Raw genomic sequence first — 25,992 nt, 5'->3', positions numbered from 1 at the left:
AGGACCGCGCGGGGCCTTTGTCCCGCGCGGTCCTCACCGCCGCTCAGCGCCGCCGCAGCCCTCGGTCGACCGCCGTCATCAGCTCGCCGTCGTCCGTGTCGCCGTCCAGCGACCAGAACATCGCCCCGCCGAGACCGCGGTCGCGGATGTACGAGGTCTTGGCGCGCAGCACCTGCGGATCGTCGTACGTCCACAGGGTCGTGCCGTCGAACAGCCAGGCGTGACCGTTGCGGGTGTCCCGGTGCACCGTGTACTGCCCGGATCCGGCCAGTTTCCTGAGTGCCTTGTAGTCCTCGTAGCCGGAGGCGTAGGTGGCCGGGGCGGGAGCCGCCGCCGGCTGACCGAGCCCGTCGCCCCCACCGGTGACACCCGTCCAGCCCTGGCCGTAGAACGGCAGGCCCATCACCAGCTTGCGGGCGGGGGCCCCGCGTCTGATCCAGTCACGGACCGTCCGGTCGACGCTGAAGTCGCCCTTGGCGTACAGCGCGGACTGCTGGGCGGTCGTCGTCTCGCCGGAGACGTGGAAGTCGTAGCCCTGGATGTTGACGAAGTCGAAGTCCCGCATGATGCGGGGCACGTCGAACCCGGCGTCGATCTTGGCGGGCGCCGTGGGTACGAAGGCGGACAGCTCGTAGCGCTTCGGCCCGGCCCCGCCCTTCCGGCTGCTCTTCGCGTAGGCGTCGAGCTGGGTGCGGAACTCGTGCACCAGAGCCGTGAAGTTCCGCTTGTCCTCCGGGCGGAAGACCGTGTCCGCGTCACCGGCGGAACCGGGCCACTCCCAGTCGAGGTCGATGCCGTCGAAGAGGCCGGCCGCGGCCCCCTCGCCTCCGCGGGCGCCGTCCACGGGCAGGTCGCCCTTGATGTACAGGTCGATGCAGGACGAGACGAGCGCCTTGCGGGAGGCGGCGGTGCGGGCCGCGTCCGAGAAGTGGGTGGACCAGCTCCAGCCGCCCAGGGAGATCATCACCTTGAGGCCGGGGTGCGCGGCCTTGAGCTCGCGCAGCTGGTTGAAATTGCCCGCCAGGGGCTGCGTATCGGTGTCGGCGACGCCGTCGACCGATCCGGCGGCATCCAGCGGACGGGCGTAGTCGGCCCAGGCGTCGGCCTCGCCGGGCACATTGCCCGTGAAGCAGCGGCCTTCGGCGTTGACGTTGCCGAAGGCGTAGTTGATGTGGCTGAGCTTGGCCGCGGTACCGCTGGTCTCCAGGTCCTTGACCTGGAAGTCGCGTCCGTAGACACCCCATTGGGTGAAGTAGCCGACGGTCCGGTACGCACGGTCGCGGTGGTCCGCACCGCGGTCGTGGCCGGTCCCGCCGGCCGTGGCGGCGGGGGCGAGGCCCGCCAGCAGGGTGAGGGCGCAGGCGGCTGTGGTCAGTCCGGTCAGGGTTCTTCGGCGCATGGGGCTCGTTCCTGTGCGTGGTCCGGGGTCGGTCCGGTGCGGGTTCCAGGGGGGTGTTCCGGGTGCCGGCGGGGCAGCGGGAGCCGTGCTGTGCTGTGCACAGGAAGGTATTGGTCTGGACCAAAAGGGGTCAAGGGTCCGGGCGTGTTCGGTGCGGACCTGGGTCGGGTATGCGCTGGTGGGCGGGGAATCATCACTTCGGGTGAAACTCTGGCCCGTGCTTGCGGTATTCAACCCACGGTTGTCACGCTGTTGCTGTCTGTCAACCCGTTGGGAGTGGCCTGTGGCTTTCGGTGAGCAGCCCGCCTATCTGCGCGTGGCGAGCGATCTCAGGGAGAAGATCGTCAACGGTGCGCTGCCACCCCATGCCCGGCTGCCTTCCCAGGCCCGGATCCGCGAGGAGTACGGGGTCTCGGACACCGTGGCGCTGGAGGCGCGCAAGGTCCTGATGGCCGAAGGACTCGTCGAGGGGCGGTCGGGCTCCGGGACGTATGTGCGAGCGCGTCCGGTCCCGCGCCGGATCGCCCGTTCCGGTTACCGGCCCGGGGCGGGGACCGACCCCTTCCGCCAGGAGCAGACGGCGGAAGGCGCACGGGGGACCTGGGAGTCCCGCAGTCAGCAGGAGGGGGCGAGTGCCGAGATCGCCGGGCGGCTGGGGATCGAGCCCGGCGACCGGGTGATGTGTACGAGGTACGTCCTCCGCGAGGCGGGTGAGCCCATGATGCTGTCCACCTCCTGGGAGCCCCTGGCCGTCACGGGGCGCACGCCGGTGATGCTTCCGGAGGAGGGGCCGCTGGGGGGCTGCGGCGTGGTCGACCGCATGGCGGCGATCGACGTCGTCGTGGACAACGTGGTGGAGGAGGTCGGCGCGCGCCCGGGGCTGGCGGAGGAACTGCTGGCGCTCGGCGGGGTGCCGGGCCACGTGGTGATGGTGATCGGGCGGACGTACTACGCCTCGGGGCGGGCGGTGGAGACGGCCGATGTGGTCGTCCCCGCCGACCGGTACCGCATTGCCTACCACCTTCCGGTCAGGTGACCGCGGGGCGGTGAGGGGAGCGAGGGCGGCAGGAGGGGCGGCCGCGGTGACCGGTGGAAGTGAGGGCTTGTCCTCCTCCTGCGGTGCGGTGCGGTGATCCCGCGCGGCACCTGACCGGCGGGCCGGATCATCGGCGCCGCCCGTCGTTTGTCGTGTCTCGGCCCGCATCCCTTTTTCGTCGCACCTCGGCCGACGGGCCGCGCCGGCCGTCGCGGGCTGTCCGGCCCGGCCGGGCCCGGCCCGCTCCTCGTGCTGCTCGGCGGGCGAGGCTCGCCAGGGTGAGGTGTCCGCTCACCGGAGGGCGGGGCAGCGCGTCGGCCGACCGGGTACGAAGGGGCGTATTCGTGGGAGTGCGCCCCCTTTGGTATGGCCGGATGCGTGTCTCTTTGTGTAAACACGCATCCGCTGAGTGAAGGTCAGGCGTACGCTCGGGCATATGCGTACTGCGGTTTCCTGGGGATTCTTAAGGACGTGCACGCCGACGGGGAGAGGGGCGGGATGTTGGGGAGGAGCGGTATGACGGACAGTGGTGCCGTGCTCCCGTGGCTGGTGATCAGGCAGGACGACAACGGCAACAGGTACCGCGTCGGCCGCTATGCGACGCAGGACGAGGCGCAGAAGATCGCGGACGGCCTCGACCGTCACGGGCACAAGCAGCTCTACTGGGTGGAGCGGACGAGCCGGAGCGCACGCCCGTAGGAGCTCTCACCCGGGCGGGAGCCCCGGCCGGGGAGTCACCGGCTAGGCTCCGGCGCATGACTGATTCCGTCGTGGTGGCCGGGGCCGTCTTCGGCGGCGGGCGGTTGCTGGCTGCCCGCCGCAGCGCTCCGCCGGAGCTGGCCGGGCGCTGGGAGCTGCCGGGCGGCAAGCTGGAGCCGGGGGAGAGCGGCGAACAGGCGCTCGTGCGGGAGCTCAGGGAGGAGCTCGGCGTGGAGGCCGAGCCCGTGGAGCGCATCCCGGGGGAATGGCCGCTGAAGCCCGGCTTCGTGCTCCGGGTGTGGACGGTCCGGCTGCTCTCGGGTGAGCCCGGACCGCTGCAGGACCACGACGAGCTGCGCTGGCTCGCCCCGGAGGACGCGGACACCGTCGACTGGCTGGACCAGGACCGGCCCGCCGTGACCGAAGCCGTACGCCGCCTGCGGGAAGCCTCCCGGGCCTGAGGCGTACGGGCCGCGAGCGCTTGCTGCGGGTGACGCGCCGGTCCTCGCCTACCGGACCGGTGTGGGGTTTGCACCCGTACGCCCCATTGGTTCCCCTCTGCGATAAGGTGCGCTGAATACCGGGTATGTGCCGATCAGGCCCTCCGAACAGGGTGCGTCCCCGCTGCCGGCCCCGGGAAGTGATCGGCGTGACCGATACCGAAGGTGATCGTGCCGAGTGGAGCTTTCCGGCGGAGCCGGGCTCCGTGCGCAGCGCCAGGCACGCGGTCCGCGACGCGTTGCACCACTGGGGGTTCGACGCCGCGGTGGGCGACGTCGCGGTGCTGCTCGTCAGTGAACTGGTCACGAATTCCCTGCGCTACGCCTCCGGCCCCATCGGTGTCCGGCTCGTGCGGCCGCACTCCGACGGTGACGCGCCCGGGATGCACGCCGACGGCCAGGGGCTGCTCGTGGAAGTCTCCGATCCGGTTCCGGATCCGCCCACCGAGCGCACGGCCGGACCCGAGGACGAGAGCGGTCGCGGACTGCAGCTCCTGGCTTGTTCCGCGCGTAGCTGGGGGACCCGGCGCGGCAGGAACGGCAAGACCGTGTGGTTCGAGCTCGCTCTGCCCGGTTAGGAGTGGGAGGGGACGCACAGCGATCACCGGAGGTCGGGCAGGATCTGGCTGAAAGGTACTGAGACCGTGCTGTGATCGTGAACGCCGTGCCGGTGTGGCCCGTAGTGCTGAATACTGCGGGCAGGACCGGTCCGGTGTGTGAGCTGGAGGGGACGGTCGCGTGAGCGATATACCTGGGACGGCGGGCGACGTCATGTGGCAGAGCAGTCCGCCCGGCTCGATCTATGACCACATCCGGGTCGCCTCGTTCTCGATCGGGCCCGACGGGCTGATCGAGCAGTGGAGCCGGCGGGCCGCCGGTCTTTTCGGCATGACCTCCGACGAGGTGGTGGGCAAGGACCCGGTCGAGGCGTTCATGCCCGCCGAGCTGCGCCCGGATGCCCACGGGCGGGTCGGCGAGATCCTGGACGGCAAGGAGTGGACCGGTCTCGTCCCGTTCCGGATCCCTGGTGAGAACGCGGTGCGCGGGCTCGCCGAGATCTACGTCATGCCGAGCGAGACGGAGACCGGCGAGCGCGCCGCGCTCTGTATCGTCGTGGACGTCCGGGCACTGCGGCGCATGGAGACGGACCTCGCCGCCTCACAGGCTATTTTCGGCCAATCTCCCTTCGGTTTCGTCCTGTTCGGTACCGATTTCACCGTCGTGCGGGCCAACAAGCGGTTCGCCACCGTCTTCGGCGGCGAGGCCGACGACCACCGCGGCCGCACGGTGGACGACTACCTGGCCCGCCCGGAGGCCGAACGCCTCTCCATGACGCTCGAGCGCGTCCTGGAGACCGGTGAAGCCGTCACCGACCTGCAGCTCGTCGGCACTCCGCCCGGGACGACAGGCCGCCGGCACTGGTCCATGAACCTCTACCGGGTGCACAGCGGCTCCGGGCGTCCCGTGGGCATCGCCGGGGTGGCCACCGACGTCACACAACGGCACATCGCCGCCCGTGAGGCGGCCAGCGCCCGCCGTAATCTCGCCCTGCTCAACGAGGCCAGCGCACGCATCGGCAACTCCCTCGACCTGGAGACCACCGCCCGGGAACTGCTCGACGTCGCCGTGCCCGGCTTCTGCGACCTCGCCTCCGTCGACCTGTTCCAGGGACTGCTCACCGGCGAGGAGGCCTCGCCCGCCAGCTGGGGCAGGCACCACCAGGAATCCGGCACCGGCTCGGCGGAGATGCGCCGGGTGGCCCACGCCAGCGCCGTGTCCGACGGGCTCCCGGGGGCCCTCACCGGCTCCGGCGGGGGAGACGGCGCACAGGCTCACGGGGGCACGGGCCCGCCCGCCCTCGGCTCGGTCCACCGCTACCCGTTCCACTCGCCCTGTGCCGTCGCCCTGCGTACCGGCCGTGCCGAGGACGTGCCCGGCGACGAACGCGGCTTCGTCCACTCCACCCTCGCCGTGCCGATGGTCGCGCACGACATCGTCGTCGGTCTCGTCCAGTTCTCCCGTGCCAAGGGCAGCGAGCCGTTCGGCGAACGGGACCGGGCCCTGGCCACCGAACTCGCGGCCCGCGCCGCCGTCTGTATCGACAACGCCCGTCTCTACCGCCGGGAGCACGAGCGGGCGCTCATCCTCCAGCGCAGCCTGCTCCCGCCGGGCGACCCCGAGGCGGCGGGCCTGGACATCGCCTGCCGGTACCTTCCGGGCAACACGGCCACCGAGGTCGGCGGTGACTGGTTCGACGTGATCGAACTGCCCGGCCACCGCACGGCGCTGGTCGTCGGCGACGTGATGGGCCGTGGGCTGCGGGCCGCCGTCGCCATGGGCGAACTGCGCACCGCCGTACGCACGCTGGCGCTCCTGGACCTGGAACCCGCCGAGGTCCTGTCCGCCCTGGACGAGGTCGCCCGGGGGCTCGGCACCCCGGGAGGCGGCGAGCGGAGCGAGGGCTTCGGCGCGGGCGGCGGCGCCCAGTGGCCCTCGCGTGCCGCCCACAAGTCACGTGAGGCCGACCTCTCCGAGGTCTACCTGGCGACCTGCGTGTACGCGGTGTACGACCCGGTCACCCGGCGGTGCACCTTCGCCAACGCCGGCCATCTCCCCCCGGTGGTCGCCGAGCCGGGCGAGGCCGCCCGGCTGCTCGACGTGCCGCCGGGCATGCCGCTCGGCGTCGGCGGCGAACCCTTCGAGGAGGTCGAGGTGGAGCTCAAGGAGGGTGCCCTCCTGGCCCTCTACACCGACGGGCTCGTCGAGTCCCGCGACCATCCGCTCGACGAGGGCCTCGACACCTTCCGGCAGGCCCTCACCGAGCCGTCGCAGCCGCTCGAAGACGTCTGCGACCACGTCCTGAGAACCCTCGACACCCGGCACGGCGAGGACGACATCGCCCTGCTGATGGCCCGTATCCAGGGTCTCGCACCGGACGCGGTGGGTGACTGGCGGCTTCCGCGTGAACTCCGCTCGGTCGGCCGCGCCCGGGAGCTGGCGCGCGCACAGCTCACCGCGTGGGACCTGGACGACCTGGTGGACACCACCGAACTGCTCGTCAGCGAGCTCGTCACCAACGCCCTGCGCTACGGCGAGGGCGAGATACGGCTCAGGCTCCTGCGCGACCGCACGCTCGTCTGCGAGGTGTGGGACTCCGGCCTCGTCCAGCCGCGCCGCCGGCGCGCACGCGACACCGACGAGGGCGGCCGCGGGCTGCAACTGGTCGGGTTGCTCAGCGCGGCCTGGGGTTCACGGCGCACTCCGCGCGGCAAGACCGTGTGGTTCGAGCTGGCGCTGCCGGACGGCGAGCCGGCCGCCGGACTCTCCGTGGAGCAGCTGATGAGCATGTACTGACGGGGTGTGCGCCCCGAGGCGGCGTACGGTCACGCGGTGGACTTCAGGGCGGCGAGCCGGGCCTCGATCTCCGCGCTGTCCCCGAGGCCGTCCAGCTCTTCGAACTGGGCGTCCAGGGACGACGCGGCGAGTTCCCGCTCGCCCACCGCCCGCGCCTCCTCGCGCCGCACCTTGTCCTCGAAGCGGCCGAGCTCACTGGCCGGGTCCAGGACGTCGATGCTCTTGACGGCGTCCGTCATCCGGTTCTGTGCCCGCGCGGACGCGGCGCGTGCGACCAGCTCGTCGCGCTCGGACTTCAGCCGGGTCAGCTTGTCCTTCATCTGAACGAGACCCGACTTCAGCTTGTCCACCACCACCGTCTGCGAGGCGATCGTCGGCTCGGCCGCCTCCGCCTCCTGCTCCGACCGGAGCTGCCTGCCCAGTGCCACCTTGGCGAGGTCGTCGAACCTGTCGGCGTCCACCCCCGCCCCCGCGGCCCGCAGCTCGTCGGCCTTCCTGCTGGCGGCGAGTGCCTTCCGCCCCCACTCCCGGGCCGCGTCGACGTCCTCCCGGTGGTCCTCCTCCATCAGCCTGAGGTTGCCGATGGTGGTGGCCACCGCCTGCTCGGCCTCCGCGATGTTGGCGGTGTAGTCGCGGATCAACTGGTCCAGCATCTTCTGCGGATCCTCCGCCCGGTCGATCAGGGCGTTGATGTCGGCCCGTGCCAGCTGGGTGACGCGGCCGAGGACGGTCTGCTTGGTCATGGCACCTCTCCTTGTGCGAAATCCCCCGTACGTGATCCCGTCGTACGGAAACCGGTGTCCGGCGCCGCGTGTCCGGGCCTGCGTCAGAAGCGGCCACCGCCGCCCCGCCGGCCACGGGTGCCCCCGCCGCCGAAACTGCCCGGCCCACCGCCGAACCCGCCCCCGGCCCCGCCGAACCCGCCCCCGAACCCGCCGCCGAGCCCTCCGCCCCGTCCGCCGCCGAACAGCCCGCCGAGGAGGATGCCGCCCAGCACGGCGCCACCCGCCCCGCCGCCGGCGCGCGGACCGCCGAAGCCGCTCCGGTCGCTGTAGGCGCGCACGTCCTGCTCGGCCAGACTCCGCGCCTCGGTGGCCAGGGCGTCCGCCCGCCGTACCTCGGCGAGGGCGCCCTGCGGGTCGTCGGCCGAGGCCAGTTCCTCCGCCCTCTCCCACCGGCGCTGCGCCTCCGCCAGCCGGGTGCGTGCCTGGCTGCCGACCGCACCCCGGTGGGTGGTGACGTAATCCGCGGCGGCACCGATCGCCGCCCGTGCGGTGAGCATCGCCTGATCGAGGAGTGAACGCGCCCGCCGGCTGCCGTGCTCCTGCTCCCGGGCCCCGGCCAGCGCCTCGTCCAGCGCCGTGTCGGCCTCCTCCACCCTGCGCAACGCGTCGACGGGGTCGTAGGGGCCGGAGCCGAGCTCTTCCCTCACATCGGCGACCACCGCCTCGGCACGGGCCACCCTGCCCCGCAGATCCGCGGTCGGCACACCCGCCGGAGTGCCGTCGAGCAGTCCCCTGGCGTCGGCCAGGTCCGTCTCCGTCCCGGTGAGCGCGCCCGGCAGCCTCTCCGCGGCCTCGGCCAGCTCCCCGGCCCGCCGTTCGACCGCGTCCATGAGGAGGGAGACCTGTTCGATCGCCCCTTCGGCAGCACGGACGTACACCGCGGCCCGCGCGTTGTCGCCGCTGTCCACAGCCTGGCGCGCCTGGTTCAGGGCCGAGGTGGTGAAGACCAGCCGGTCCTCGGCCTGTTCGACGTCCCCGGCGGCGGGCGCGGCCGCCGACTCGGCGTACCGGCCCCGCATCGCGTCCAGGTCCGTCCGCGAGGCGGAGACGCGTGCGATCAGGCCGCGGTACGTGGTCTCGGCGGTGGTGACGGCCTGCGGGGCGGTCCGTTCGAGGGCGCGCAGCCGGTCGAAGTCCTCGGACACGGCGTCCAGGCGTTCGTTGGCCTCCGTGCAGCGGCTGATGATCTCGCCGAGCATGCGGCGGCGTGTCGCGTCGTCCTCGGGAAAGGCGTCGTCCAGCTGCTGCCGCAGCCGGAAGGCGGCGGTCAGCCCGGTCCTGGCGTGCCGGACGGCCTCGGCGAACGGAGCCGCCGCCTCCTCGCCGAACTGGGCCGTGGCGAAGCCGAGCTCCTCCTCGCTGGTGCGCACGGCGTCGTCCGTGTCGACCAGATCCTCCTTCGCCCGCGCGTCCAGGTCCGGCAGCGCGGCCGCCGGTCCTGCCTCGCTGCCCCAGCCGCCGCCCGCCCGCGGAGTCGTCCGGCTCCTCGTGCGCCGTCTGCGGCGGGTGAAGGCGAACACGGCGACCACCCCTGCGACGACGACCAGGGCGACGGGCACGATCAGGTCGGCCGAGGTCCCGTCGCCGGAGGTGCTGCCGGGATCCGCAGCGCCCGGGGTGAGGGCGGGGACCGGGACGGGGTCACCGGCGAGCACCGCGGCGTAGCCGTCTGCGGCGCCGATCGCGGCTCCCGCCCAGTCGTTCTGCCTCAGAGCCGGCTCGACGGCGGTGCTCGCCACGTCCGCGAGCCGGGCATCGGTCAGGCGCGACTCCTGGTCCACGGAGGAGGCGTACTGCCGGTCGTGCGTGGCCACGGCCAGCAGCGCGTCCTCCCTGCCGAGGCCGTTGCGGTTCGCGGTCTCGTCGGCCCAGGTCCGGGCGTCGCGACCGGAGAAATCCCGGACGTACACCACGAACAGCTGGACGCGGTGCTCGTCGTAGAGCCGGTCGAGAGCGGCCTCCACCTGGCCGGTCCGGCCGCCCAGAGCGCCGACGCGGTCGGTGACCTGCCCCTCCCGGGACAGCTCCCCGGGGTCGTCGGCGCGGGCGTTCACCGAGGCGGGCAGGAGGAGCCAGCACGCGGCGGACAAGGCGGCGAGCAGGCAGGTGAGCAGGGCCCTGACGGGTGAGGAGGCACGGCCGAGGGATACGGGGAATGTCACTTTTGCGATGATATGTACGCCGTCCGTGTCCAGCGACTCGGTGCTCCGCCGGTGCTGTGAGACCACCCGTGGGCCCGTCCGCGCGCCCCGCCCCTGCGCCGTTCGCGCGAAAGAGCACGGCGGCTCGCGCCTCCGCCACCGGATGAAGGGGGACTTCGCCCGTGGACGGACCACTGTGGTGGAACGCTGCGGGCCCGGCAGCGCGGGCGCGGGCCCGGGGACGACGTCGGGAGGTGCCGCGTGACCGACCTCCAGCTGTCGGTCGTCGTGCCCTGTTACAACGAGGCCGAGGTCGTCAGGTCCTTCCACGCGGCCCTGCTCGCCGTCCTGGAGCGGCTGGGGGAGACCTTCGAGATCTGTTACGTGGACGACGGCAGCAGCGACGGTACACGGCTGCTGCTCAGCACCTTCGCCACGCAGGACGGGCGGACCCGCTACACGGCGTTCAGCCGGAACTTCGGCAAGGAGGCCGCCATGCTCGCCGGTCTCCGCATGTCCAGGGGGGCCACCGTGGTGATCATGGACGCCGACCTCCAGCACCCGCCCGAGCTGATCCCCCGCATGCTCGAGCTGCACCGGCACGGCTACGACCAGGTCATCCCGCGACGCGACCGCTCCGGCGAGGGCGTGATCCGCAGCGCGCTGAGCCGCACCTACTACGCGGTCGTGCGCCGGTGCATGGACGTGGAACTCATCGACGGCTCCGGCGACTTCCGCCTGCTGTCCAGACGGGCGGTGGAGAGCGTCCTGTCCCTGCCGGAGAGCAACCGGTTCTCCAAGGGGATCTTCTCCTGGGTCGGCTTCGACACGGTCAGCTTCCGCTACCGCAACAGCGAGCGTGCGGCCGGCCGCTCGAAGTGGGGGAGCAGGCGGCTGCTCAACTACGGCATCGACGGACTGCTGTCCTTCAACGACCGTCCGCTCCGCCTGGCCATCTACACCGGCTTCTGGATCTTCCTGTCGGCGCTGGCCTACGCGGTGTGGACCGTCGTGACCGTCGTGCTGCACGGCGCGGACACACCTGGCTACGCCACCCTGCTCACCGCCGTGGTGGCGCTCAGCGGAATCCAGCTGGTGACACTCGGGGTCATCGGCGAATACGTGGGCCGCATCTACCACGAGGCCAAACACCGTCCGCCCTACGTCGTACGGGAGACCGACGAGAACGGTCCGGTACCGGCGGACCGGCCGCCGCCCCCGCTCGTCGCCGGGCTGGACGCCCCCGGCTCCGCCCGGACCCCTACCACACGCCAGTTCGGCAGCTTCCTCCTGGTCGGATGCGTGAACACAGCGGTCTACCTCGGCGTCTACGCGTCCCTCAACCCCTGGATCCCCTACCTGACCGCGCATGTCATCGGGTACGCCGTCAGCATCGTGTGCTCGTTCCTGCTCAACTCCTGCGTCACCTGCCGGACGAAGCCGACGTGGCACGCGTTCCTGCGTTATCCCCTGTCGAGCGCGGTCAACCTCGTGGCCTCGGGCATCCTGCTTCACGGGGCGGTCGGCGTGCTCGGCATGGACAAGAACCTGGCAGCCCTGGCCGCCGGCGTCCTCGTCACGCCACTCTCCTTCCTGCTGGCCCGGTGGGCGATCCTGTCGGGCCGCTCCGCCGCCCGGGCGCGGGGCGGGACGGAACCGGGCGGGGCGGCGTCGCCGCAGGGCCGGCCGGCGGGCCGGCCGCTCCCCGACCGGCCCGTCCACTCCTCCGAGGACCGGTGACCGCGGATGTCCGACAGCACCCCCGGGACAGCGGTTCCGGACCGGCCGGGCGACGGGCGGGGGCGGACCGCGCACGACGAGCGGACGGCAGGGCGGAGGAACGGCCCCCGGCCGCGCCCGCGCACCTCTCTGTGGGTGACCGCGCTCTCCCTCCCGCCCCTCGCCCTGCTCGCCGCCGCCGCGTGGTACGGCCGGTCGGTCCGGCCCGGTGCGGACGACTGGTGCTTCCTGCCCCTGGTGCGGGACGAGGGCATCGCCGGCCTCGTCGGGACGTTCTACCTCGACGACAACGGGCGCATCACCAACGCGCTGCTGGTCGGCGCCTACGCGACGTTCCAGGTGCCGGGACACCAGTGGTTCGGCCTGGTCACCGGCGTGCTGACGCTCGTGGTGCTCCGGGCCGCGACGGTCCTCGCGCTGCGCCGCGCCCGGCTCGCCGTGCCGCGCGGGCTGCCGCTCCTGGTCGCCGCCATGGCGACCGCCCTCTTCCTCCTCGTCACGCCCAACACGTACAAGACGTTCTACTGGCCCGCCGCATCGGTCTCGCACACCATGCCGCCGGTGCTGGCCTGTGCGGCGCTGCTCCCTTTCCTCGCGGCCCGCTCGCGCCGCGGGAGAGGGGCGGCCCTCGCGGCCGCCCTGCTCGCGGGGGCGGCCATCGGCACGCTGTCGGAGGAGTCCGCGATCGTCGTGGGGGTGCTGCTGGTCACCGCTCTCCTCCTCGGCACCCGCGGCGCCGCGGGTGCCGGCCGGTCCTTCCCGCGCCTCTGGTGCGCGGCGGGCCTCGCAGGCCTCGCGGCCGGAGCGCTCGTCCTGATCACCTCGCCCGGATCGCGGCACCGGCGGGAACGGTTCGGAGCGGACACGACGTCCGTGCTCGCGCCGGAGTCGCTCGTCGCCTCGCTGCGGGGGTTCGCGGAGATCGCCGCCACCGTGGCCACCACCTGGCAGTACATCGGTGCCGTCGCGGCCGGGGCGCTCGTGGGCCTGCTGTGCCGGCGCCCGGACGGGAGCCCGCCCGGGCCGCCGGCCCGTCGGGCGCTGCCGGCCTGCGCCTGGGCGGGCGCGCTCCTCGTGTCCGGCTACCTCTGCACCGTCGTCACCTACCCGGTGTTCCAGGACCGGGTCAGCGCACCCAGCGCCAACCGGCTCTGGAACGACTACCTCCTGGTGTACGTCGCGCTGCTCGTCGGTGCCGGTGCGCTGCTGGGCGAGGCGGCCCGGCGGCGCGTGCGCCGGACAGGCCTTCTCGAAGCCGCCTGCGCGGTGCTGTGCGTCCTGGTCTGCTTCGGCCCGGCCGTCGCGCTGACGGGCCTGGACGCGGACATGCGCGCGCGGGCGGAGAAGTGGGACGCCCAGGACCGGCGACTGCGCGAGGGCGCGGCGGCCGGGTCCAGGGTTCTTCCGTACGAGCGCCTCGTGATCAGCCGGATGCTGGAGCCGTTCAGCCGGCACGGACGCTCCTACTGGCCCGGGGGATGCGTCGCCGACTACTACCGGATCGACCGCGTCAGCGACGGCACCCGGAGCCCCTGAGCCGGACGTGGCTCCTTGCCGGACAACGGACAGGCGTCCGTGCGAGGCGCCCTGTCCGCAGGATCTTCCCGAGCCCCGGTGAGACCGGCACCACCGCCGCGCTCGTCCGCCTCCCGGGCTGATCGCCGCCGGGACGGTACCGGGGGGCCGCACGGGTGACTTCCGCAGCCCCACCGGCCGCGTCTGCCCCCTCCCGCGCGTGCAGGTGCGTTCAGTGGATCAGCGAATCAGTCTGATCAACTGCAAATGCCACCAGAAAGCATCATCCGGTCCATTCCGGTACGGGGTGGGCCGGGCCGGCCCCGGAGGTATCAGCCATGGCCCATGTCGGCGTCCCGCGCGGGACGGCCCGGAAGCGCCGTTCGGTCGCGCTCCTGGCGACAGGCGTGCTCACCATCCCGGTACTGGCGGGCTGCACCTCGGACGGCGAGGGCCCCACCTCGGTGGCCGTCCCGCAGGACATCGCCCCGGCCTCCCGGGACCGGGTGGCCGAAGGCTCCACCCTCACCTGGGCGATCGACGCGGTCCCCGCCACCCTCAACGCCTTCCAGGCCGACGCCGACAACGCGACCACACGGATCACCGGTGCCCTGCTGCCCACCCTCTTCCCCATGGACGAGCGGGGGGAGCCCAGAATGAACCCCGACTACCTGGAGTCGGCGAAGGTCATCGAGCGGGAACCCAGACAGGTCGTCCTCTACAAACTCGACCAGCAGGCCGTGTGGAGCGACGGCCGGGAGATCGGCGCCCCCGACTTCGTCGCGCAGTGGCGCGCGCTGAGCGGCAAGGACTCGGCCTTCTGGACCGCGCGCAACGCGGGATACGAGCGCATCGAGAAGATCGAACGCGGCAAGGACGATCTGCAGGTCCGGGTCACGTTCGCCAAGCCGTACGCCGACTGGCGCTCGCTCTTCTCGCCGCTGTACCCGAAGGAGGTGACCGGTTCACCCGGCACCTTCAACGACGGCGCCAGGACCACCCTCAAGAACACCGCCGGCCCGTTCCGGCTGCGTGCCGTGAACAGGAGCAAGGGAACGGTCGTCCTGGACCGCAACCCGCGCTGGTGGGGCAACGAGGCGAAGCTCGAATCCCTGGTCTTCCGTGCCGTCGAACCCGGGGACCGCACCGACGCGCTGGCCGAGGGGACGGTGGACGTCGCCGACATCGCCCCGGCGACGGCGGAAAGCATCGCCCTCGCGGCCCGTTACCGCGGCGGTGACGGGGCGCCGCCCGCCCACGGCCCGGGAGCCGGCGTCACCCCGGCCGCCGCTCTGCGGTCCTGGGCACTGGCCCACGGTTCCGACGAGGAGGCCGCCGAGACGGCGCGGGCCGCCCGCGAGAAGAACCGGCGGGCCGTCGCCGCGTACGCCGCCGAGCAGAAGGCGCTGCGTGGTTTCACCGTGCGCAAGTCCCTGGAGCCCGCCTATACGCAGCTCGCGCTGAACGGCGAGTCCGGGCCGCTCTCCGACGACCGGGTGCGGCGGGCGGTCGCCCGCGCCCTGGACCGGCAGGAGCTCGCCGACACCGTGCTGAAGCCGCTCGGGCTGCCCGCGAAGCCGCCCGGCAGCCACCTCGCCCTGGCCGGGCAGCCCGGGTACAAGGACGGCAGCGGCGCGCTCGGCGAGCAGGACACCAAGGAGGCGCAGGCGCTGCTGGCGGATGCGGGGTGGACCCCGGGCGGGGCGGTGCGCAGGACCGAGGGCACCGAGGCGGGCAGCGAGGCCGAGAAGGAGGCCGGGAAGCCGGGCGGAAAGGCCTCCCCGGCCGCGTCCCCGGCTGAAGGCAAGGCCGGGACGGACAAGGACGGCAAGGTCTCGCGCGACGAGGGGATGTACGTCGTCGGCGACGAGAAGCCCGGGGACGGCCCCGCCGGTGACGGCGAGGTCGCCGCCCAGGACAAGCAGCCCGGCGGTGCCGCGGGCGCCTACGCCCCCGCGGGGACCGCGGCACCGGCTCCCGCCGCGGCCAAGGGCCGCCTCGGCAAGGACGGCAAGCCGCTGGCCCTCCACTTCGTGCTCCCCTCGGGCCCCGGATCGCAGGTGCTGCGCACCGTCGGGAAGAAGATCGTCGAGATGCTGGACGCGGTCGGTATCAGCACGCGGATCACCAAGGTCGACGACGAGAGCTACTTCAAGGACCACATCGCCTCCGGCGACTACGACCTGGCGTTGTACTCCTGGCCCGCCACCGCCTATCCGGCGACCGACGGGCGCCCCATCTTCGCCAAGCCGGAGCCCGCCACCGACGGCTCGCTGCTCGTCGAGCAGAACTACACCCGGGTCGGTTCGGACCACATCGACCAGCTCTTCGACCGTGCGGTCGCCGAGCTCGACGCCGACGCGTCGAGGGACCTGCTGAAGCAGGCCGACGCACGGATCTGGGCTGCTGCAGGATCGATTCCGCTGTATCAGAGGCCGCAGCTGGTCGCCGTCGACAAGAAACTGGCGAACATCGGTGCCTTCGGCTTCGCCGCACCTCGCTACGAGGACATCGGGTTCATCGGGCGAGAAGCGGCGGGCGCCCCTGCGGATCGGAAGAAGTAGCAGGTCAGGGGAGCATTCATAGCTCGGATACAACTCGGTTCCCTTGCCCGCCGGGGCCCCCGGCGGGCAAGGCGGTCTCCGTCCGGACCCGGGCTGCTCGTCTTCTCACACCCCTTGTGGTCCGGCCTCCCACCGGTTGGACGATGACGTAATACCGGCTGAATACCGGCTGAATTGTGGCTGCGGTCCTGCCCTGTGCATCGGGCCGGGAAGCCCCGGACTCCTCGGGCCCGTACCATTGGACTAGCCGTGGCGTGCCGCCCGGCGGGCGTACGAGGACTCGAAGACCGACTGAGACGCCTGATCCCACGATCCGAGAGAAGCGCAAGCCACCCATGCCCACGCGCCACGACATCCGTAACGTAGCCATCGTCGCCCACGTCGACCACGGCAAGACCACGCTGGTCGACGCCATGCTCAAGCAGGCGGGCGCGTTCGCCGCGCACGCCGCCGAGAACCTCGACGAACGCATGATGGACTCGAACGACCTGGAGCGTGAGAAGGGCATCACGATCCTCGCCAAGAACACGGCGGTGAGGTATCACCCCAAGGACGGCGGGGACCCGATCACGATCAACATCATCGACACCCCCGGCCACGCCGACTTCGGCGGCGAGGTCGAGCGTGGCCTGTCGATGGTGGACGCGGTCGTCCTGCTGGTCGACGCCTCCGAGGGGCCGCTGCCCCAGACCCGCTTCGTCCTGCGCAAGGCGCTGACCGCCAAGCTGCCGGTCATCCTCTGCATCAACAAGACGGACCGGCCGGACTCCCGGATCTCCGAGGTCATCGACGAGACCTACGACCTCTTCCTGGACCTGGACGCCGACGAGGACCAGATCGAGTTCCCGATCGTCTACGCCTGTGCCCGTGACGGCGTCGCCTCGCTGACCAAGCCGGAGGACGGCACCGTCCCCGCGGACAGCGACAGCCTGGAGCCCTTCTTCACGACCATCCTCTCCACCGTCCCCGCGCCGGAGTACGACGAGGACGCCCCGCTGCAGGCCCACGTCACCAACCTGGACGCCGACAACTTCCTCGGCCGTATCGCGCTGTGCCGCGTCGAGCAGGGTGAGCTCCGCAAGGGGCAGACGGTCGCCTGGATCAAGCGCGACGGCACGATCTCCAACGTGCGCATCACCGAGCTCCTGATGACCGAGGCGCTCACCCGCAAGCCGGCCGAGAAGGCGGGTCCGGGTGACATCTGTGCCGTGGCCGGTTTCCCGGACATCATGATCGGCGAGACCCTCGCCGACCCCGAGAACCCGATCGCGCTCCCGCTGATCACGGTCGACGAGCCGGCCATCTCCATGACCATCGGCACGAACACCTCGCCGCTCGTCGGCAAGGGCGGCAAGGGCCACAAGGTCACCGCCCGGCAGGTGAAGGACCGCCTGGACCGCGAGCTCATCGGCAACGTCTCGCTCCGCGTCCTGGACACCGAGCGCCCCGACGCCTGGGAGGTCCAGGGCCGTGGTGAGCTCGCGCTCGCCATCCTGGTCGAGCAGATGCGCCGCGAGGGCTTCGAGCTGACGGTCGGAAAGCCGGAGGTCGTCACCAAGCAGATCGACGGCAAGACGCACGAGCCGATCGAGCGCATGACGATCGACTCCCCCGAGGAGCACCTCGGCGCCATCACACAGCTGATGGCGACCCGCAAGGGCCGCATGGAGACGATGACGAACCACGGCTCGGGCTGGGTCCGCATGGAGTGGATCGTGCCCTCCCGCGGCCTCATCGGCTTCCGCACGGAGTTCCTGACGCAGACCCGTGGCACGGGTATCGCGCACTCCATCTTCGAGGGCCACGAGCCCTGGTTCGGCGAGCTGCGCACCCGTCACAACGGCTCGCTGGTCGCCGACCGCGCGGGCACGGTGACGCCGTTCGCGATGGTCAACCTCCAGGAGCGCGGTGTCATCTTCACCGAGGCCGGCACCGAGGTCTACGAGGGCATGATCATCGGCGAGAACTCGCGCGCCGACGACATGGACGTGAACATCACCAAGGAGAAGAAGCTCACCAACATGCGTGCGGCTTCCGCGGACACCACCGAGAACGTGGTGCCCGCCCGCAAGCTCTCCCTGGAGCAGTCGCTGGAGTTCTGCCGCGAGGACGAGTGCATCGAGGTGACCCCGGAGACGGTCCGTATCCGCAAGGTCGTCCTGGACGCGAAGCAGCGTGGCCGCACGGCCTCGCGCGCGAAGAACGGCTGACGGCCGGCCTGACGGGGACAGCCGGCCGCGCGGCCGGCGAAAACCGTCAGCGCGAGCCGTTGATGTGAGGCCCGGGCCCCCGCAGACACTGTGGGGGCCCGGGCCTTTCGTCAACCGGTTTTCCTGACCGACGTGTCCGCATATCGTGCGTAGCTCTCCGGAACATGTGTTAACGGTCCGTTTCGGGGGTGTCTGTCTCAGATCGCTTTGTCCGGATTTCGGGCAACCATGGCTTCTGGATGTTGTCAAACCGAGACCCTTTAAGTGTGGTTTACAGCCCGGTGTTACTTAATAGTTGGCTCCATTGAGCTCGGGTCAATGGGTCGGCGCACTGTGGGGAGTGCGGACTCACGAGCACACTCGGGGCACTGCGAACGATCGCCGTCAGGGGTGTCGGCGGATCTCTTCAGTGCCCCTCTTGTAGTCAAAAGTGGACTCATGAGGAGGAAACCCATGCGCGGTGCCAAGAGCGCCAAGTGGGTCGCGGGAGCGGCCATCATCGCCCTGGCCGCGACTGCCTGTGGTGGCGGCAGCGACGACAGCGACTCGGCTTCGAAGGAGAAGGGCAAGCCGGCGGGTTACGTCTCCGTCGACGTCGGCGAGCCGCAGAAGCCCCTGATCCCGGCCGACACCAACGAGTCGCTCGGCAGCTACGTCATCCAGTCGCTGTTCACCCAGCTCCTGGAGTTCGACGGCAAGGGCGAGATCGTCTACACGAACGCCGAGTCCGTGAAGTCGACGGACAACAAGACGTGGACGGTCAAGCTCAAGCCCGGCTGGAAGTTCCACGACGGCACCCCGGTCACCGCCGAGTCCTACGTCAAGGCGTGGAACTGGTACGCCAACGTCAAGAACGCCCAGCAGAACTCCTTCTGGTTCGAGGACATCAAGGGCTACGCGGACGTCCACCCGGAGAAGGGTGACCCCAAGGCCACGGAGATGTCCGGTCTGAAGGCGGTCGACGACACCACCTTCACGATCGAGCTCGACAAGCCGGTTCCGTACTTCGAGTACAAGCTCGGCTACTACACCTTCGCCCCGCTGCCCGAGGTGTTCTACAAGGACACCAAGGCGTTCGGCCAGGCGCCGGTCGGCAACGGTCCCTACATCTTCGAGAAGTGGGACCACAAGAAGCTGATCCAGGTCAAGGCCAACCCTGACTACCAGGGCCCGAACAAGGCCAAGAACAAGGGCATCCTCTTCAAGAACTACGCGACCGTCGAGGCCGCGTACCAGGACCTCCTGTCCGGCAACCTGGACATGATCCGCCAGGTCGGCCCGAAGGACCTGCCGAAGTACAAGACGGACCTCGGTGACCGTGCGGTCGACCAGCCGTACGCGGCCGTGCAGTCGATCGTCCCGGCGTTCTACTCGAAGACCTTCAAGGGCATCGACCCGAAGGTCCTCCAGGGCCTGTCGATGGGCATCGACCGCGCCACGATCACCAAGACCGTGCTCAACGGCACCCGTGAGCCCGCCACCAGCTTCACGCCTCCGGGCGTCGCGGGCAACCAGCACCTGGACACCGACGTGTTCAAGTTCGACCCGGCCAAGGCCAAGCAGCTCATCAAGGAAGGCGGCGGCGTTCCGGAGAACAAGCTCTGGATCCAGTACAACGCCGACGGCGGCCACAAGGAGTGGGTGACCGCTGTCTGCGAGTCCATCCGCAACTCGACCGGGGTCGACTGCGTCCCGGACGCCAAGCCGGACTTCCAGACGGACCTGGAGGCGCGTGACAACGACCAGGTCAAGTCGATGTACCGCGGTGGCTGGGTGGCCGACTACCCGCTGAACGTCAACTTCATGCGGGAGCTCTACGGCACGACCGCCGAGGCCAACAACGGCCGGTTCTCCGACAAGGAGGTCGACGCGGCCTTCAAGAAGGGTGACAACGCGGCGAGCCTGGACGAGGCGACCAAGGCGTACCAGGAGGCGGAGAAGCTCGTCCTGCAGAAGATGCCGGCGATCCCGCTCTGGAACTACAAGATCAACGGTGGCTACTCGAAGTCCGTCGACAACGTCGCCATCGACTTCCGCGGCGACTACGTCATGACCGACGTCACCGTCAAGTAACACACGCCTGAGGGCCCCCACTCGGCCATCAGCCGCCCACACCAGGCAGTAGGCCCCGGGGACCGCTCTCCCTACCAGGAGAGCGGTCCCTGGGCTGCATTATCCCTATCGGAGGCAAACATGGGGCGTTATGTCGCGCGGCGACTGCTCCAGATGATCCCGGTCTTCCTCGGGTCAACCTTGCTGGTCTTCGCCATGATGTACGCGCTGCCCGGCGACCCCGTGCGCGCACTCGCAGGCGAACAGACCGTCGACCCGGCACAGATCGCGGCCATGAAGAAGGAACTCGGTCTCGACCTGCCGCTCTGGCACCAGTACTGGAACTACCTCGCGGGCCTGTTCCAGGGTGACTTCGGTACGGAGATCGCCAGCGGACGACCGGTGGCCGACACCATCGCGGACGCGTTCCCGATCACGATCCGGCTGGCTCTGTTTGCCTTCCTCTTCACGGTCATCGTCGGCATCTCCATGGGTGTCTTCGCCGGTCTCAAGGCCGACACGCTTCGCGACCGCGGTCTGCTCGTCCTGACGCTGCTGCTCATCTCGGTCCCGTCGTTCGTGCTCGGCTTCCTCGGCCAGTACTTCTTCGCCTTCCAGCTCGGCTGGGTCGACCCCAACGTGAGCGCGGAAGCGAACTGGGGCGAGCTGTTCCTGCCCGCTGTCGTCCTCGGGTCGTTGTCCCTGGCCTACGTCGCGCGGCTGACCCGCACCTCGGTGGCGGAGAACCTGCGCTCCGACTACATGCGTACCGCTGTGGCCAAGGGGCTGCCGCGACGCCGCATCGTCGGTGTCCACCTCATGCGCAACTCGATGATCCCCGTGGTGACCTTCCTCGGCACCGACCTGGGCGCGCTGCTCGGCGGCGCGGTCGTGACGGAGGGCATCTTCAACGTCCAGGGTGTCGGCCGGGCCGTGTTCGGCGCGCTGCAGCACCGCGAGGGCGCCACGGTCGTCGGCATCGTGACGCTGATCGTCATCGTCTATCTCGTCACCAGCCTGCTCGTCGACCTGCTCTACGCGGTCCTGGACCCGAGGATCCGTTATGCCTGAGACGCTCAAGGAAACCACTCCGGACCCGACCGTCGAGGGGACCGCCGTACAGGCCGCCCCCGCCGCCAAGGTGGGCAAGCCCCGCAGCCTGTGGTCGGACGCATGGCACGACCTGCGGCGCAGTCCGCTGTTCGTCGTCTCGGCCGTCCTGATCTTCTTCCTGCTGGTGATGGCAATAGCACCGGGCCTGTTCACCGGCGCCAACCCGCGTTACGCGGACCTGGCCAACCACTACCTGCAGAAGCCCAAGTGGGGGAACTTCTTCCAGGAGGACTGGTTCGGCTACGACATCCAGGGGCGCTCGATCTACGCGCGTGTCGTCTACGGCGCCCGTGCCTCGATCACCGTCGCCCTCGTCGTCACCGCCCTGGTCACGATCCTGGGCACCGTGGTCGGCATGCTCGCCGGCTACTTCGGCGGCTGGATCGACACGGTCCTGTCCCGGGTCACCGACATCTTCTTCGGCGTGCCCTTCATCCTCGGTGCGATGGTCGTCCTGACCTCGTTCGAGGAGCGCAAGATCTGGGTCGTCATCATGGCTCTGGCCTTCCTCGGCTGGACCCAGATAGCCCGTGTCGCGCGCGGTTCCGTCCTGACGATCAAGCAGGCCGACTACGTGATGGCGGCCAAGGCGCTCGGCGCCTCGACCACCCGCATCCTGCTCCGGCACATCCTGCCCAACGCGATCGCCCCGGTGATCGTCGTCGCGACCATCGCGCTCGGCGGCTACATCTCGGCCGAGGCCACCCTGTCCTTCCTGGGCATCGGCCTCGCCGAACCGACCGTGTCGTGGGGCGTCGACATCTCCTCGGGCCAGGAGCAGCTGCGCAACGCCGCGTTCGTGCTGATCATCCCGTCGGTCATGGTGTCGATCACCGTCCTGGCGTTCATCATGCTCGGCGATGCGGTACGCAACGCCCTCGACCCCAAGCTGCGCTGAGGGAGGCGTACATGACCATCATCGACAAAACGGCGGATGTCCCCGCTCCGCGCGGTTCGAACGACTCGGGCGGCCCGCTGCTCGAAGTCCGCGACCTGCACGTGGAGTTCCACACCCGCGACGGTGTCGCCAAGGCCGTCAACGGAGTCAACTACAGCGTCAGCGCCGGCGAGACCCTCGCCGTGCTCGGCGAGTCCGGCTCCGGCAAGTCCGTGACCGCTCAGGCGATCATGGGCATCCTGGACATGCCCCCGGGCCGCATCCCCAAGGGCGAGATCCTCTTCCGCGGCCAGGACATGCTCAAGATGTCGGGCGAGGAGCGCCGGCAGATCCGCGGCCGGAAGATCGCCATGATCTTCCAGGACGCGCTCTCCTCGCTGAACCCGGTCCTCTCGGTGGGTTACCAGCTCGGTGAGATGTTCCGCGTGCACCAGGGCCTCTCCAAGAAGGAGGCCAAGGCCAAGGCCATCGCGCTGATGGACCGCGTGCGCATCCCGGCGGCCAAGGAGCGGGTCGACGACTACCCGCACATGTTCTCCGGCGGTATGCGCCAGCGCATCATGATCGCGATGGCGCTGGCCCTGGAGCCCGACCTGATCATCGCGGACGAGCCCACCACGGCGCTCGACGTGACGGTCCAGGCCCAGGTCATGGACCTGCTCGCGGAGCTCCAGCGCGACTTCAACATGGGCCTGATCCTGATCACGCACGACCTCGGTGTCGTCGCCGACGTCGCCGACAAGATCGCCGTGATGTACGCGGGCCGGATCGTCGAGACCGCCCCGGTCCACGAGATCTACAAGCGCCCCGCGCACCCGTACACCAAGGGCCTGCTGGAGTCGATCCCGCGCCTGGACCAGAAGGGCCAGGAGCTCTACGCGATCAAGGGCCTGCCGCCCAACCTCCTGCACGTGCCGTCCGGCTGTGCCTTCAACCCGCGCTGCACGAGGGCCCAGGACATCTGCCGTACGGACATCCCGCCCCTGTTCCCGGTGACCGAGCAGGACGGTACCGAGCTGGTCGGCCGCGGCAGCGCCTGCCACTTCTGGAAGGAGACGATCCATGGCTGAGCTCGACAAGAAGTCCGTGGACGCCACCCCGAACGTCACCGAAGTGGCGACGGTCAACGCGGCCACCGGGACGGAGGCCGTGACCGCCCTGGACGCACCGGTCCCGCAGGGTGAGCCGATCCTCCAGGTGCGCAACCTGGTCAAGCACTTCCCGCTGACCCAGGGCATCCTGTTCAAGAAGCAGGTCGGCGCGGTCAAGGCCGTGGACGGGATCTCCTTCGACCTCTACCAGGGCGAGACACTCGGCATCGTGGGCGAGTCCGGCTGCGGCAAGTCCACGGTCGCCAAGCTCCTGATGACGCTGGAGCGGGCCACCGCCGGTGAGGTCTTCTACAAGGGCCAGGACATCACCAAGCTGTCCGGCCGCGCGCTGAAGGCCGTGCGCCGCAACATCCAGATGGTGTTCCAGGACCCCTACACCTCGCTGAACCCGCGCATGACGGTCGGCGACATCATCGGGGAGACCTTCGAGATCCACCCCGAGGCCGCCCCCAAGGGCGAGCGGCGCCGCAAGGTGCAGGACCTGCTCGACGTCGTCGGTCTGAACCCGGAGTACATCAACCGCTATCCGCACCAGTTCTCCGGTGGTCAGCGCCAGCGCATCGGGATCGCCCGCGGCCTCGCGCTCAACCCCGAGATCATCATCTGCGACGAACCGGTCTCCGCGCTCGACGTGTCGGTGCAGGCGCAGGTCATCAACCTGATGGAGAAGCTCCAGGACGAGTTCGACCTCTCCTACCTCTTCATCGCGCACGACCTGTCGATCGTCCGGCACATCTCGGACCGGGTCGGCGTCATGTACCTCGGCAAGATGGCCGAGATCGGTACGGACACGCAGATCTACGACCACCCGACGCACCCGTACACCCAGGCGCTGCTGTCGGCGGTCCCCGTCCCGGACCCCGAGGCCCGTGACGGCCGCGAGCGGATCATCCTCTCCGGCGACGTCCCGTCGCCGGCGAACCCGCCCTCCGGCTGCCGCTTCCGTACGCGCTGCTGGAAGGCCCAGGACAAGTGCGCCACCGAGGTGCCGCTGCTGGCCATCCCCGAGCGCTTCAAGGCCTCGGACACGCCGGCGGCGCACGAGTCGGCGTGCCACTTCGCAGAGGAGAAGGACGTCGTCCACGCGGTGTAGTCCTGTCGGACCGACGAGGACGCCCGGCCCCCAGGGGCCGGGCGTCCTCGCGTTCCCGCAGCCCCGGACGGGGGACCAGGACATGCGACGAAGTGTCATATGGGGTGATATGAGGCATTGAGTCACTCAACCCCAGGAGGCACTCCATGCGCGGAGCCACACAGGCCAGGTGGGCCGCATGCGCCGTCGCCGCCGCGCTGGCGGCCACGGCCTGCGGTGGCGGGGGCGACGATGGCGGCAGCGGGGCCGACGGGATCGTGAGCTCGTCCTGGGGCGACCCGCAGAACCCGTTGGAACCTGCGAACACCAACGAGGTGCAGGGAGGCAAGGTCCTCGACATGGTCTTCCGCGGACTCGTGCGGTACGACCCGAAGACCGGCGAGGCCAAGAACGAGATCGCCGAGAAGATCGAGTCGAAGGACTCGCAGAACTTCACCGTCACGATCAAGGACAACTGGACCTTCAGCAACGGCGAGAAGATCACCGCGAAGTCGTTCGTGGACGCCTGGAACTACGGCGCCGCCCTGGAGAACAACCAGAAGAACGCCTACTTCTTCCAGTACATCGACGGTTACGACAAGGTGCACCCCGAGTCCGGCAAGGCGACGGCGGACACGCTCTCCGGGCTCAAGGTGGTCAACGGCACGACCTTCACGGTCAAGCTGTCGCAGAAGTTCTCGCTCTGGCCCGACACCCTCGGCTACGCGGCCTTCGTGCCGCTGCCCAAGGCCTTCTACACCGACCACGAGGCCTGGCTCTCCAAGCCGATCGGCAACGGTCCGTACACCATCGACCAGTACGCCAAGGGCTCGTCGATGAACCTGCGCCGGTGGGACGGCTACCCCGGTGCGGACAAGGCGCAGAACGGCGGCATCGACCTCAAGGTCTACACCGACAACAACACCGCATACACCGACCTGACGGCGGGGAACCTCGACCTGGTCGACGACGTACCCGCCTCGCAGCTCAAGAACGTCGAGGCGGACCTGGGCGACCGGTACATCAACACACCCGCCGGCATCATCCAGACACTCGCCTTCCCCTTCTACGAGAAGGCCTGGAACACCCCGGACGCGGTCAAGGTCCGCCGGGGCCTGTCCATGGCCGTCAACCGCGAGCAGATCACCGACCAGATCTTCCGGAAGACCCGCACCCCGGCCTCCGACTGGACCTCACCGGTCCTCGGTGAGGAGGGCGGTTTCAAGAAGGGCCTGTGCGGCCCGGCCTGCGCGTACGACAAGACGGAGGCCAAGAAGCTGATCGAGGAGGGCGGCGGCATCCCCGGCGGCCGGCTCAAGATCTCGTACAACGCCGACACCGGCTCCCACAAGGAGTGGGTCGACGCGGTCTGCAACAGCATCAACAACGTCATGGGTGACAACGAGGCGTGTGTCGGCGGGCCCGTCGGCACCTTCGCCGACTTCCGCAGTCAGGTCTCCACCCAGAAGCTGACCGGTGCCTGGCGTGCGGGCTGGCAGATGGACTACCCGCTGATCCAGAACTTCCTCCAGCCGCTCTACTACACCAACGCCCCGTCCAACGACGGCAAGTGGAGCAACCAGAAATTCGACGACCTGGTCGACGAGGCCAACGCGAAGAGCGACAAGGCCGAGGCCGTCACCATCTTCCAGGACGCGGAGAAGGTCCTCGCCGAGCAGATGCCCGTCATCCCGCTCTGGTACCAGAACGGCAGCGCGGGCTACTCGGACAGGGTGGAGAACGTCTCACTGAACCCCTTCAGCGTCCCGGTGTACGACCAGATCAAGGTCAAGTGACCCGCT

The 25,992-nt window shown here is 70.2% G+C and carries 18 protein-coding genes; 15 read left to right on the top strand and 3 right to left on the bottom strand.

Translation table 11 applies throughout. The features are described 5' to 3' along the window. Nucleotides 1-43 precede the first annotated feature (43 nt). Nucleotides 44-1,399, bottom strand: coding sequence for a glycoside hydrolase family 18 protein (locus ACF1FZ_RS00345; RefSeq protein ID WP_391771142.1), 1,356 nt, complete (start codon nucleotides 1,397-1,399; stop codon nucleotides 44-46). 283 nt (nucleotides 1,400-1,682) lie between these two features. On the opposite strand from ACF1FZ_RS00345, the gene ACF1FZ_RS00340 reads away from it, so the two are divergent. The 5 genes from ACF1FZ_RS00340 (at nucleotide 1,683) to ACF1FZ_RS00320 (ending at nucleotide 6,988) form a co-directional block, all read left to right on the top strand. After that, nucleotides 1,683-2,435: a GntR family transcriptional regulator gene (locus ACF1FZ_RS00340; RefSeq protein WP_391771141.1), complete on the top strand. Its 753-nt coding sequence runs from the start codon at nucleotides 1,683-1,685 to the stop codon at nucleotides 2,433-2,435. Nucleotides 2,436-2,951: 516 nt separating this feature from the next. After that, nucleotides 2,952-3,134 (top strand): hypothetical protein, encoded by a 183-nt coding sequence (locus tag ACF1FZ_RS00335; protein WP_033298025.1) that lies wholly within the window; start codon nucleotides 2,952-2,954, stop codon nucleotides 3,132-3,134. A gap of 56 nt (nucleotides 3,135-3,190) precedes the next feature. Continuing rightward, complete coding sequence (locus ACF1FZ_RS00330) at nucleotides 3,191-3,595, top strand: (deoxy)nucleoside triphosphate pyrophosphohydrolase (RefSeq protein ID WP_391771140.1); 405 nt, start codon at nucleotides 3,191-3,193, stop codon at nucleotides 3,593-3,595. A 179-nt stretch (nucleotides 3,596-3,774) separates the two neighbouring features. Continuing rightward, nucleotides 3,775-4,212: an ATP-binding protein gene (locus tag ACF1FZ_RS00325; protein ID WP_391771139.1), complete on the top strand. Its 438-nt coding sequence runs from the start codon at nucleotides 3,775-3,777 to the stop codon at nucleotides 4,210-4,212. Between the two features lie 193 nt (nucleotides 4,213-4,405). Beyond that, nucleotides 4,406-6,988 (top strand): SpoIIE family protein phosphatase, encoded by a 2,583-nt coding sequence (locus ACF1FZ_RS00320; protein ID WP_391771780.1) that lies wholly within the window; start codon nucleotides 4,406-4,408, stop codon nucleotides 6,986-6,988. 29 nt (nucleotides 6,989-7,017) lie between these two features. Here the strand turns inward: ACF1FZ_RS00320 and ACF1FZ_RS00315 are convergent, their stop codons facing one another. Together ACF1FZ_RS00315 and ACF1FZ_RS00310 are read right to left on the bottom strand one after the other, a co-directional pair. Further along, on the bottom strand, nucleotides 7,018-7,731 hold the full coding sequence (locus ACF1FZ_RS00315; protein ID WP_391771138.1) for a PspA/IM30 family protein: 714 nt from the start codon (nucleotides 7,729-7,731) through the stop codon (nucleotides 7,018-7,020). Between the two features lie 83 nt (nucleotides 7,732-7,814). Continuing rightward, on the bottom strand, nucleotides 7,815-9,935 hold the full coding sequence (locus ACF1FZ_RS00310; protein WP_391771137.1) for a TPM domain-containing protein: 2,121 nt from the start codon (nucleotides 9,933-9,935) through the stop codon (nucleotides 7,815-7,817). Between the two features lie 240 nt (nucleotides 9,936-10,175). Between ACF1FZ_RS00310 and ACF1FZ_RS00305 the strand changes: the two genes are divergently transcribed. The 10 genes from ACF1FZ_RS00305 (at nucleotide 10,176) to ACF1FZ_RS00260 (ending at nucleotide 25,986) form a co-directional block, all read left to right on the top strand. Next, entirely contained in the window at nucleotides 10,176-11,654 is a 1,479-nt protein-coding gene (locus ACF1FZ_RS00305; RefSeq protein WP_391771136.1) for a glycosyltransferase, read from the top strand. A 6-nt stretch (nucleotides 11,655-11,660) separates the two neighbouring features. Next, nucleotides 11,661-13,190 (top strand): DUF6056 family protein, encoded by a 1,530-nt coding sequence (locus ACF1FZ_RS00300; RefSeq protein WP_391771135.1) that lies wholly within the window; start codon nucleotides 11,661-11,663, stop codon nucleotides 13,188-13,190. Between the two features lie 317 nt (nucleotides 13,191-13,507). Continuing rightward, nucleotides 13,508-15,733, top strand: a complete 2,226-nt coding sequence (locus ACF1FZ_RS00295) for an ABC transporter family substrate-binding protein (protein ID WP_391771134.1) — start codon at nucleotides 13,508-13,510, stop codon at nucleotides 15,731-15,733. Nucleotides 15,734-16,068: 335 nt separating this feature from the next. After that, on the top strand, nucleotides 16,069-17,943 hold the full coding sequence (gene typA / locus ACF1FZ_RS00290; RefSeq protein ID WP_391771133.1) for a translational GTPase TypA: 1,875 nt from the start codon (nucleotides 16,069-16,071) through the stop codon (nucleotides 17,941-17,943). Nucleotides 17,944-18,396: 453 nt separating this feature from the next. Beyond that, complete coding sequence (locus ACF1FZ_RS00285; protein ID WP_391771132.1) at nucleotides 18,397-20,016, top strand: ABC transporter substrate-binding protein; 1,620 nt, start codon at nucleotides 18,397-18,399, stop codon at nucleotides 20,014-20,016. A 120-nt stretch (nucleotides 20,017-20,136) separates the two neighbouring features. Further along, complete coding sequence (locus ACF1FZ_RS00280; protein WP_391771131.1) at nucleotides 20,137-21,066, top strand: ABC transporter permease; 930 nt, start codon at nucleotides 20,137-20,139, stop codon at nucleotides 21,064-21,066. Next, nucleotides 21,059-22,006 (top strand): ABC transporter permease, encoded by a 948-nt coding sequence (locus ACF1FZ_RS00275; protein WP_391771130.1) that lies wholly within the window; start codon nucleotides 21,059-21,061, stop codon nucleotides 22,004-22,006. Before ACF1FZ_RS00280 ends, ACF1FZ_RS00275 begins: the two co-directional genes overlap by 8 nt. An 11-nt stretch (nucleotides 22,007-22,017) precedes the next feature. Continuing rightward, nucleotides 22,018-23,076 carry an ABC transporter ATP-binding protein gene (locus tag ACF1FZ_RS00270; protein WP_391771129.1) on the top strand — a complete coding sequence of 353 codons (1,059 nt, stop codon included), beginning with the start codon at nucleotides 22,018-22,020 and terminating at the stop codon, nucleotides 23,074-23,076. Then, nucleotides 23,069-24,211 carry an ABC transporter ATP-binding protein gene (locus tag ACF1FZ_RS00265; protein ID WP_391771128.1) on the top strand — a complete coding sequence of 381 codons (1,143 nt, stop codon included), beginning with the start codon at nucleotides 23,069-23,071 and terminating at the stop codon, nucleotides 24,209-24,211. The genes ACF1FZ_RS00270 and ACF1FZ_RS00265 overlap by 8 nt, the downstream gene beginning before the upstream one ends. Nucleotides 24,212-24,357: 146 nt before the next feature. After that, nucleotides 24,358-25,986 carry an ABC transporter substrate-binding protein gene (locus ACF1FZ_RS00260; RefSeq protein ID WP_391771127.1) on the top strand — a complete coding sequence of 543 codons (1,629 nt, stop codon included), beginning with the start codon at nucleotides 24,358-24,360 and terminating at the stop codon, nucleotides 25,984-25,986. Nucleotides 25,987-25,992: the final 6 nt, after the last annotated feature.

Source organism: Streptomyces sp. NPDC014623 (genome assembly GCF_043088245.1).
In the GTDB taxonomy this organism is placed as follows: domain Bacteria; phylum Actinomycetota; class Actinomycetes; order Streptomycetales; family Streptomycetaceae; genus Streptomyces.
The sequence above is the reverse complement of the archived record's forward strand: the minus strand, read 5'-3'. Positions and strand labels throughout refer to the sequence as shown.